This window comes from Luteolibacter sp. LG18, assembly GCF_036322585.1.
Classification (GTDB): domain Bacteria; phylum Verrucomicrobiota; class Verrucomicrobiia; order Verrucomicrobiales; family Akkermansiaceae; genus Luteolibacter.
In genome coordinates, this window is the sequence record NZ_AP024600.1 from 2,054,943 (window position 1) to 2,065,448 (window position 10,506).

Genomic DNA, 10,506 nt, shown 5'->3' on the forward strand with positions numbered 1-10,506 from the left:
GGAGGATCGCCCTGTTTCCTACAGCATGCTTCCTCGATTCTTCAGTCGCGGAGCGACGCTTGATCGTAGCGGTGGGTTTCAACCCACGGGCCTTGTGGGGATGCGGTTCTCTGAAGTCGCGGAGCGACGTCTGATCGTAGCCGTGGGTTTCAACCCACGGACCTCGCGGCATTGTGGATTCTTGAGTCGCGTAGCGACGATGGAAGGGCGGCAGGACCGGGAATCAGTCCCATACATATCGCGGATCGAAGTCGATCTCGTGGCGCTGGAGAAACGCCAGATATTCCTCCTGGAAGGTTTTCACCCGATGGTGTTCGCGCTGGTTCCGGATGTATTCCGTCACGTCTCCAATGGAGGAGCGGCTCACCGTGAAAGCCCCGTAGCCATCCTGCCACTGGAAATCCTTCCGCTCCGGAAATGTTTTGCGAATCCACCCGGACGAGCCTCCTTTGATCAATTGGGCCATCTTGCTGAGGGCCATTGTGGCCGGCGCCCTCAGCAGGATATGCACATGGTCCTCCACCCCGCCGATTTGCAAGGCGGTCATCGCGTTGTCGCGGGCAATCGCGGCCATGTAGCTCCAGATGCGCTCTTCCAGCTCCCGCGTGATCCATGGTTCACGGCCCTTTGTGCCGAAAACCACGTGGTAATGCAGGGAGGTGTAGGTGTTGCCCATGGTGCTTGTCTTCGAAAATGGATGGAGCGCCGGATCTAACAAAAATCAAACATGGGAGGGGGAGTCGAGCCCGCTCCATCGTCGCTCCGCGACTCCGATCGACATCCCCACGGGGTCCGTGGGTTGAAACCCACGGCTACGATCAGACGTCGCTACGCGACTGGAGAGAAGGTGCCGACCGAATGGTGAAAACCTCCTACTCTCTGAACTTCGCTGCCGCCTCCTCCAGCCACTCCTCATCCGGCAGCGCGTAGGGCCGGAAGGTCTCATCGCTGCCGAGGTGCTCGTTGTGGAAGAGCGCGCGGTGCAGCCCCAGCGCGGAGGCCGCTGGGCCGTCGATGAGGTTCGCGGAATCGTTCGCACTCATCTGGAACAGCACCCGCATTTCGAACTCGGCCATCAGCTTGCGCGGAATCCAGCGGCTGACGTTGTTCCAGGTATCTGTCGAGGTGATCACGTGCATGCCCGCGGGTCCGCCTTCGTTGAGGAGATTGGAGAACACCTGCGAGGGATTCGCGGCCGAGGAGGCATCGTCGTCCATCGAGAACCGGAAATCGTCCTCGGGCCGAAGCGCCTTGAACCGTTGCAGATCGCGCACGATCACGAAGACTTCCGGCGCATCGGCGGAAGCTCCCGCGGCGCGGCTTTCCAGCGTCGCGTTCACCTCCGTCATCAGCGCGGCCACCTCCGCCGGGCCGCCGACGCTGACCTTGTGCGGGAGGAGTTTGGTGAGCGCTTGGAACGACTCCTCGCCCGGCAGCTCCGCCGCGTTCGGATCGAGGATCACGAACTCCGCTTGGCCCGCGGGATACTGCGAGGCCAGTGAAAGGATCGAGACCAGCAGCAGCGAGAACGTGCGCTCGCCGGACTGCCCCACCACCAGCAGGTGGCTGCCGCTCTGGCGTTGGAAACGCGCCTCGGTCGGGCCCTTGATCGAGTTCGGGGCACCCAGCCAGGCGCGGCCCGCGGCGGGGCGTTGGCTCGGGCGGTTCCGGAGCGCGGCGGCCAGTTCGACGTTGTCGCGGATCTCGGCCGGGGCATTGCCCTCGAACACGATCGGCACCGCGGGAAACTCCGCGCGTTGGCGGGCGAGCGCGGCCACCTCGTCGAGCAGCTTGTCCCGCTCCTGCTCGGCCAGCCACACGATCTGGAACGGGCTGTTCGCGGCGAGCGCGCCGGCCTGGTCGTTGTAGATGCCCTCGCCGGGACGGGTGAGCAGCCGCGGCGCGGGATTGTCCTCGTCCATGATCAGATGGGCGTCCGCCTCGTTGCACTGGAGCGCCACCCGGATCACCATCTGGCCGAGCGTCGCGCGGGCCAGCGTGTAGGCGCCGCCGAGCGTCTGCGAACCGAGGATCACGTGGATCCCGAAGGCACGGCCCTGGCGCACGATGCGATCGAGCAGCAGCGAGGCTTCCTGCGCCACCGCGTCGTCCTCGGTGAAGAACTCCTGGAACTCGTCGATCAACAGCAGCGTCCGCGGCAGCGGCGAGCCATTGCGGTTGTAGGAGGCCAGATCCTGTGAGCCTCCCTTGCGGAACAGTTCGCCGCGGCGGCGCAGCTCCTGGTCCACCTGCTGGAGCACGCTCAGCGCGAATTCGCGGTCGCTCTCGATCGCCACCACCCGCGCGTGCGGCAGGTGCTTCGAGCCGTAGCACTTGAACTCCACGCCCTTCTTGAAGTCCACCAGGTAGAACTCCACCTGCTCCGGGCTGCACCACAGCGCCAGGTTGGTGATGATCACGTGGAAGAGGGTGGACTTGCCCGATCCGGTCTTGCCCGCCACCAGCATGTGCTGGCGCGTGCCCTTGCCGATCGCGAGCATCTGGAGCTTCTTCGCGCCCGCGCGCCCGATCGGCACGCGCAGTTCCTCGGAGGTGTCCAGCGTCCAGCGCTCGGCCACCGGCGGGGTGATGTGGGAGAACGGAACCTGCACCCGGTTCGAGTCGATGCTCGCTTGGCCGATGCGGTGGATCAGCGTGCTCATGTCCTCGTCGGAAGGCGGCGTGTCGAACACCACCTCGTGGGCCGCGTGCGTGGGATCGGCGAGGTGAAACTTGCCATGGTCCAGCGTCACCCGCAGGCAGGCGCGGCGCAGTTCCTCGTCGAGCCCCGGGTCGATCGTCTGCTGTCGGAGATCGCACTGGATCAGCAGGTGCACGCCGCAGCGCGCGCCGCTGGCCGCGATCGAGCGCAGCCGCTTCGATGCCGTCTCGCTGAAGGCCGCCGGGAATCCGCCGATCACCAGGAAACGGTATTTCTCCGCCACGCTGCCGGCCTGCGCGTTGTAGTCGGCGATGGTGGCGTACTCGTTGCGGAGATACATCTGGATCACCTTCTCGATGTGCTCGCACAGCTCGGCGAGGCGCTCCTCGATCTGCGTGGTTTGCGTCCAGATGCGGTTCGTGATGAGCGTCTCCTCGTAGTCGGCGAGGTGCATCAGCCCGGCGAATCCGCGCCCGAGTCCCACCGGATCGATGAACACGAACGAGGCCCGGCCCGGCGGAAGGCTTGCGAACAGGCGCAGCGCGATGCCATTGATCGCGGCGATGGCGGTCGCCGGATCGCCGGTGGTCTCGATCATCAGCGAACCATGCTGCGGGAACCCGAGCGCCAGCGGTACCTGGAGCACCGCTTCGCCCGGCAGCGGCAGGCGTGGGGATTTCGGAATGCCGCCGTTCTGTTTCGCGAGATCCACTTGGAGGTGGCCGATGCGGATCGCGGCGGGCGTTTCCTCCGGCGGTGCCCAGCGTTCACATTGTTCCTGCGTCCACGCCGGATAGCGGGCCTCGGCTGGCGCGGCCAAGGCGTCCACCTCGGCCTTCAGTGGGACAACGGCGGCCTCCCAAGGCGGAACCAATTCGGAGATCGAGGCGTTGATGGCGCGTTCGATTACCGCCATCGCGTCGTCGCGTTCGTGGGAACGCGTTAGCGCCATCTCCGCGGAGTCCGAGTGGCTCATTCCCAGCGCGGCCTCGTGGCGGCGCTTGAGGTTGGCGAGGTTCCGCTGGTGGAGTTGGTCGTGTTTCGCGGGGATTCGGGCATGGCGTGCATCGACCTTCTTCATCGCTTCCACCGTTTGGGCCCGCAGTTCGGCGTCGGTTTGCCCGAATACCTCGCTGATCCGCTCGTTCTGATCGTGCTCCTCCTTCTCCACCCGCGTCTTCAGATCCGCGACCCGCGCGCTGGAAAGCATCCGGGCCGCCGCCGCGTGTTCCTTGGCCGCTAGAAGCGCCGCGACCGCCCGGCGTCCGGTCGACCACGAGAGGCCGAGCGCCACCAGCCAGGCCGCGGCGATCGCGCCCTCGGTGATGGCCAGCCCCGGCATCAACGGCGTGCCGGAGCGGGAAAGCCAGACGTGCACCGCCGCGCCGATCGCCGCCAGCACCACCCACGGCAGGAAACGGAACAGTTTCGCCAGCGGCAGCCGGTGCGCCGCGGCCACTGCCTCGCGGGCTTCCTCCAGATCCGCCACCACGGCCTCGCGCAACACCGCGGGTTCGCCCGCCGCCAGGGTCTTCACCCGGGCCTTGTCGATCTGGTCGACACCGCGGAGCAGCAGCGGAGCGAACGATCGCAGCGCCTTCTTCAGCGAAACCTTCAGCTCTTCCCGTGCCTGGAGATCGCCCGCCAGCACTTCCTTGAACGCCCGGTGGCCCTCCGCTGCCCGGGCGAGATCCTTCTGTCGCCGCTGGCGATCCGCCACCATCGAACCATGCGCGGCGCGCACCTTGCCGTCCTTCTCCTCCTGCATCCGCGCCGAGAGCGCCTTCCGGCTGGCGTGCCACGCGTTCTGGATCCACGTACGACGTTTCTCGTAGAGAGCCTGCTGCCGCTCGACCCTCCGCTCGTGCTCCCGCCGCAGTTCCTCGGTGCGGTTGGCGAGCGTCTGGCGGTCGTGGTTCTCCTTCGCGGACACATCCCGGATCACGCGCACGCGCTGCTCCTCGCGGGACTTCGCCAGTTCCTGTTCGCGGGCCACGGTCCTGCCGATCCCTTCCTGGAGACGGGCGAGTTTTTCCAGCACCTGGCCGGGGTCGATGGGGTCATTCACAATCGGCATGGACTTGGGAAAGGAGGCGTTCGATCTCCTCGATGACTTTCACGGTGGCGCTCACGCTCGACTCGAGGTCGGAGAGATAGGTTTCCTCGAACTCGAGCGCCTTGCGGTCGCGCCACGAGCCGCGGGTTTCCAGCCACCGCGCCTGGAGCTGGCCGGTGGCGCCGGTGAGGAGCCCTTTGCTGTTCGAGACGCTCATGAGGGGTTTGGGGGATCGGTCGGGGTTTCGGGAGCCGGGTTCGCGGGCTGCACCGGACGCTGGGTTTCGGCGTAGGCCTGGAGGGATTTGATGGTCTCTCCCAAGGAGAAAACCCCGCGCGGCAATTGTTGTCCCAATTGTCCGAACATCCGGTCCAGTTGGCGGACCAGCGGCTCGGCGCGGTTGTCGAATTGCTTCCGCCAATGCTGGACCACCCGCAGCCGCTCCTCCGCCTCCTCGACCAGCCGCTTGCACTTCTGGACGTTCATTTTTTGCAGCGCGTGGCTGCCCTTCGGGTCGGTGAGGGTGGCGCTGTAGAGCTCCTGCTCGGCCTGTTCCAGCCGCTTCGCCTGGCGCTTCACCTGCATCCCCCAGTGCTGGAGGCGGTCGGTGTCCAGCCAGGTCCGGGTGCGGCGCACGTCGCCCACCATCTCCTCCAGCGCGGACCGCGCCTGGTTGATGTAGCGGATCAGGTCCGCCCGGAAATGTTCCAGGGCTTCGATCGAGGCGATCCGGGCTTGGTCCGACATGGCGGGTGGGGAAGGGAACCGGCCGGGTTCAGCGTTGGTCGAGGTACTGCTGGATGCGCTCCGCCTTCCGCAGCAGATACGGCGTGTGGCGGTCCGACAGCTCCAGAAAGGCCTTCAGGGTCTTCATCAACTGGGTGAACTCGCCCGCGAACTTCTCCTGCTCCTGATCCTGCCACGTTTCACCCAGCGCCGTGAAGCGCGCCATCAGCGAGGCGGAGCGCTCGCGCAGATCTCCATTGAAACGCTTCAGCTCCGCCGCGAAACGACGGACCTCCTCGGGATCGATGATGGCTTGGGACATGACGGTGGTGCCATTCCGGCACTTATCCATCATTCAACGTCATCCTCTTCGCGGACGCCAGTTTCATTCTCGGTTCCCCCGCCTTCGCGTGAAAGAAAAAGGGCACCTCCCGCCCGGGGAGGTGCCCTTTGTAAAAGAGCGGTAAAATCAATGGACGGCAGCCGGTGCCGGAGCCCCCGCGGCGGCCGGTTTCGCGGCGGCGGCAGGCTTCGGTTCGACGTACGGCGGGTTCGTCATCGCTCCCGGCGCGGTCGCCTTGAGGTTCGGCGTCACGTCCGCCTTCACCTCGCCCAGCGCCCACTTCACGCCGCCGGTGAGGATCGATTGGAAGATCGGGTTCGTCCACACATCCTCGCGGTGGCCCATCGCCGTGTACCAGACGCGGCCCTTGCCCTCCTGGCGGGCCCAGGTGTTCGGGAAGGCGGGGCGCTTGTAGGGATCGCCCTTCATGGCGGGGGAGTCGATCACCGTCAGCACGTGGATGTCGGAGTTGAAATCCTTCAGCGAGTACCATTCCTCCGGGAACGAGAAGTCCTTCGGCAGCTCCGCGAAACCCGGGAACTTCGGATCGGCCACGGTCAGCTTCGCCGGCTGCTGGGCCCCGTGGAGGATGAACTCCGCGCCGATGAAGTGGACGTAGGGATCCGCCTTCGCGCCGTGGTTCACATAGCGCTCCGGGCCCTTCTTGCTCTCGTTGTCGGTGTGGAAGGTGTCGGTCGCCGAGTGGGTGCCGATGAAGCCGTGGCCCGCCCGCACGTAGTCGAACAGCGCCTGCTTGCCCGCCGCTGTCATCGCCGGCTGCTTGTCGGTGCCCTCGGTCAGCAGGTCGCCGGTGGTGTAGAAGAACACCGCGTCGAACTGGTTCAGGTAGTCCTTGCCGAACTTCGAGCCGTCCTTCGAGAAGGTGAACTCCCAGCCGTTCTTCTCCCCGAGCTCGAGGAGCTGCTTCTCCGCGAAGCTCGGCTGGCCTTTCTTGTAGGAGATCACGTCGTGCTCGAACCCGCTCGATTTCGAGAAGAACAGGATCTTCTTCTTGGCGGCATCGGCAGCGTGGCTGGGAGCGGCGACGAGCATGGCAAGGGACCCCAGGGTCAGGGCGATTCGTGGCGACATGGGAAAAGCCTACCACGGCTTTCGTTGTTGAAAAGCGCCGTCTGCATGCAACTTTCTGCGCGGTTCTCCCATACAGTTCCGGCGGGAAAAGAGGGGATTTTTCCGGTGGCGGGGACGCCATTCCCGCCCATCTTCCGGCCATGACCGAAAAGGAGAAGATGCTGGCCGGGGAACCCTATTTCTCCTTCGGCGAGGAGCTGGCGAACGAACGCCTCCATGCCAAGGAGGTGCTGTTCGAGTTCAACGGCATGGCCCCGTCCAAGGTGGACGAGCGCCACGCCCTGCTCCGCGGGCTCTTCGGCTCGGTCGGCAGCCGCTTCTACGTCGAGCCGCCATTCCGCTGCGACTACGGCTACAACATCCACTGGGGCGAGGGCAGCTACGCGAACTACAACCTGGTGATTCTCGATTGCAACCGCGTCACCATCGGCGACCAGGTCCTGATCGGTCCGAACGTGAGCATCTACACCGCCGGACACCCGCTCGACCCGGTGACCCGCGCGCAGGACATCGAGTTCGCGCTGCCGGTCACCATCGGCAACCGCGTCTGGATCGGCGGCGGCGCGATCCTCAATCCCGGCGTGACCATCGGCGACAACACCGTCATCGGCGCGGGCAGCGTGGTGACCAAGGACATCCCGGCGAACGTGGTGGCCGTGGGAAATCCCTGCCGCGTGCTGCGGGAGATCCGGCCGGAGGAGATCGGAAACGGGCCCCGCGGTTGACGGGTCACGCCTCCACCGTGCCAAACAGCTCGCGGCGGATGCGGTCGCGCTCGCGGTCGACCTGCTCGTCGGTCGCGCCGAAGTATTCGAGGATGTGCTCGGTCATCGACAGCGCCACCTCGCCTTCGCCGGAAAACACGCCGTCCGCGCCCTCGTTGAGCAGCTCGTCGGCCTCGCGCAGGTAGGCGGTGCGGGCCAGCACCCGGATCTTCGGGTTCTGGCTCTTCGCCTGCTGGATTGCCTCGTGGCCCATGTCCACGCTGGAGGCGCTGAGGATGAAAATGTCCGCGCGCTCGATGCCTGCCGCCTTGAGGATGTCCGGGTGGCTGGCATCGCCGTAGATCGCGGGGATGCCCTTTTCGCGCAGCTTGTGGACGGTGTCGACGTTCATTTCGATCACCGCGGGGGTGAAACCGTTGTCCCGCAGCAGCCGCGCCACCGTCTTGCCGACGGGTCCGTAGCCCACGATCACCGCGCGCCGTTCCTGGTCGTCGCCCGGCAGGTCGTGGTTGTCCGGAGCTCCCGTCGCGCGGGCCGCCAGGGCGCGCATGCCCGGCAGCCGGGACAGCCAGCGGTCGAGCGGCGTCACCGAGCGGTAGATCAGAGGGGACACCGTGATCGTGACGATCGCCGAGGCCACCAGCACGTTGAAGGCTTTCTCATCCAGCAGCCCGTATTGCCGGCCCATGGTGCCGACGATGAAGGAGAACTCGCCGATCTGGGACAGCACCGCGCCGACGCCGAGCGCGGTCTTCAGCGGGTAGCGCAGCAGCAGCGCGATCACGATCGCGGCCAGCGGCTTGCCGATCAGGATGATGCCGATGGTCGCCACCGCCAGCCACGGGGTCGCCACCAGACTGCCCCAGTTGAACAGCATCCCCACCGAGACGAAGAACAGCACGCCGAAGGCATCCTTCATCGGCAGCGCGTCGGTGGCCGCCCGGGTGCTGAAATCGGAGCGGGCCACCACCATTCCCGCGAGGAAGGCGCCCAGTTCCATCGAGACGCCGAACAACTTCGCCGCGCCCACCGCGATGCCGAGCGCGATCACCAGCACGCCCAGCGTGAACAGCTCCCGTGAGCCGGTGCGGGCGATCATTGTCAGCAGCCGTGGGATCGCCCAACCGCCGACCAGGAAGGTGAAGGCCACCAGCGCCACGATCTTGAGCGCCGTCCAGCCGATCGCCATCGCCAGCGCGCCGCCGCCGCTCACCGTGCCGCCGAACACCGCCGGGATCAGCACCAGCACGAACACCGTGAACAGATCCTCCACCACCAGCCAGCCGATCGCGATGTGCCCGATCGGCTTGTGCAGGTCGTTGTGGTCCACCAGTACCCGCGTCAGCACCACCGTGCTGGCCACCGCGATCGCCATTCCGAACACCGCTCCCTGCGTCCAGCTCCAGCCGAAGAACTGGTGCATCACCACCATGCTCAGCACCGTGGCCGCCGCGCTCTGGACCACCGCCCCGGGAATCGCGATCCGTTTCACCGCCAGCAGCTCCTTGAAGTGGAAATGCAGGCCCACCCCGAACATCAGCAGGATCACGCCGATCTCCGCCATTTCCTTCGCCAAGTCCTTGTTCGCCGCGAAGCCCGGCGTGTTCGGGCTCACCAGGATCCCGGCCAGCAGGTAGCCCACGATCGGGGACAGTCCGAGCTTCTGGGAGCCCAGGCCGAGCGCGAGCGCGGCCGCGAGGCCGCCTGTTAGGGTGAGGATCAGGTCGAGGTGGTTCATGAAAGCGCCGTTGGAGGATACGCAGGTAGCCACCCCCGTCCCGGAAAATTTGCTCGCCTGGCGGATTTTTCGCCCGATCAGTGGGCTTGTTCATGCGCACCGCCTCCATCCAGTGGGACATGCAGCGTCCCGCGTCCGCCGAAGCCTTCCACGAGCGCGCCGCGTTCTTCGTGGAAACGGCCGTCGCGGACTATGGTGCGCACCTGGTGGTGTTTCCCGAGTATTTCACGCTGCCGCTGCTCTCGCTGGGTCCCCGCCGCCGCGCCATGGACTCGATCCGGGCCCTAGCGGAAATGACGGACGGGGTGAACGTGGAAATGGCCCGCCTTGCCCGCGAGCACCGGGTCTGGATCGTCGCTGGCTCCCAGCCGGTGGTACGGAACGGGAAGCTGCTGAACATCGCCTTCATCCATGGGCCGGACGGCCAGCTCCACGAGCAGCCGAAGCTCCACATCACCCCCTGGGAACGCCATGCCTGGGATGTCAGCGGTGGGGATGAGCTCGTCACCGTCGATACCGGAGAGGTCGTTTTCGGCGTGCAGATCTGCTACGATGTCGAGTTTCCCGAGCCGACGCGTGCCCTCGCGGACCGCGGCATCGAGCTACTGGTGGTCCCGTACTGCACGGACGACCGCCGCGGCCACCTCCGCGTGACCCGCTGCGCCATGGCCCGTGCCGTGGAGAACCAGATCGGCGTGGTCACGGCCGGTTGTGTCGGCACGCTCACCCGCGTCCCGGCCGCGAACCTGCACTACGCCCGCAGCGGCGTGTTCACCCCCGTCGATCTTGGATTTCCCAACGACGGCATCGCCGCCGAGGCCGAGCCCGCGCTCGAACAGCTCCTCATCGCCGACCTCGATTTGGACGCCCTCCGCCGCTCTCGTGGCGAGGGAACCGTCACCCCGCTGAAGGACCGGCGGCGTGACCTTTTTGCATAACGCCAAAAATCAGGTCGTTTTTTGCCAATCCCGATTTGGAGTTATTTGGCATTTTTTGGACTAATTGTGTCCATATTCTTGGAATGGCGTCTGCTCTTCCAAAAGCATGCGTGCAACTACGAGTGTATCGCCTGTATTCCAAAAATAAACACAATTGGCATACGGAAGGCTTGTAGAGGGGTGTAGTTTGCGGCAGTTTATGCACGTTCCGTTTGTTGCACGTATT

At 65.6% G+C, this 10,506-nt stretch carries 9 protein-coding genes; 2 read left to right on the top strand and 7 right to left on the bottom strand.

All coding sequences use genetic code 11. From position 1 onward, the window contains the following. Nucleotides 1–223 precede the first annotated feature (223 nt). The 6 genes from tnpA to llg_RS08640 all read right to left on the bottom strand — a co-directional run bounded on the left by tnpA (nt 224) and on the right by llg_RS08640 (nt 6,879). The gene (gene tnpA / locus llg_RS08615) at nt 224–676 is read right to left on the bottom strand and encodes an IS200/IS605 family transposase (protein WP_338289363.1); all 453 of its coding nucleotides are present in this window, start codon (nt 674–676) and stop codon (nt 224–226) included. Nucleotides 677–872: 196 nt separating this feature from the next. Further along, on the bottom strand, nt 873–4,739 hold the full coding sequence (locus llg_RS08620) for an FtsK/SpoIIIE domain-containing protein (protein ID WP_338289365.1): 3,867 nt from the start codon (nt 4,737–4,739) through the stop codon (nt 873–875). After that, a complete protein-coding gene (locus tag llg_RS08625; RefSeq protein WP_338289367.1) occupies nt 4,723–4,935 on the bottom strand; it encodes a hypothetical protein in 213 nt (70 codons plus the stop codon). The genes llg_RS08620 and llg_RS08625 overlap by 17 nt, the downstream gene beginning before the upstream one ends. Continuing rightward, entirely contained in the window at nt 4,932–5,465 is a 534-nt protein-coding gene (locus llg_RS08630; RefSeq protein WP_338289368.1) for a hypothetical protein, read from the bottom strand. Before llg_RS08630 ends, llg_RS08625 begins: the two co-directional genes overlap by 4 nt. Before the next feature lie 28 nt (nt 5,466–5,493). Further along, entirely contained in the window at nt 5,494–5,766 is a 273-nt protein-coding gene (locus llg_RS08635; RefSeq protein WP_338289369.1) for a WXG100 family type VII secretion target, read from the bottom strand. Nucleotides 5,767–5,913: 147 nt separating this feature from the next. Next, a complete protein-coding gene (locus tag llg_RS08640) occupies nt 5,914–6,879 on the bottom strand; it encodes a ThuA domain-containing protein (RefSeq protein WP_338289370.1) in 966 nt (321 codons plus the stop codon). 140 nt (nt 6,880–7,019) lie between these two features. Between llg_RS08640 and llg_RS08645 the strand changes: the two genes are divergently transcribed. Then, nucleotides 7,020–7,604: a sugar O-acetyltransferase gene (locus llg_RS08645; RefSeq protein ID WP_338289372.1), complete on the top strand. Its 585-nt coding sequence runs from the start codon at nt 7,020–7,022 to the stop codon at nt 7,602–7,604. A gap of 4 nt (nt 7,605–7,608) precedes the next feature. On the opposite strand, the gene llg_RS08650 is transcribed toward llg_RS08645, so the two are convergent. Beyond that, entirely contained in the window at nt 7,609–9,342 is a 1,734-nt protein-coding gene (locus tag llg_RS08650; RefSeq protein ID WP_338289374.1) for a cation:proton antiporter, read from the bottom strand. A gap of 92 nt (nt 9,343–9,434) precedes the next feature. On the opposite strand from llg_RS08650, the gene llg_RS08655 reads away from it, so the two are divergent. Further along, nucleotides 9,435–10,280: a carbon-nitrogen hydrolase family protein gene (locus tag llg_RS08655; RefSeq protein ID WP_338289376.1), complete on the top strand. Its 846-nt coding sequence runs from the start codon at nt 9,435–9,437 to the stop codon at nt 10,278–10,280. Nucleotides 10,281–10,506 lie beyond the last annotated feature (226 nt).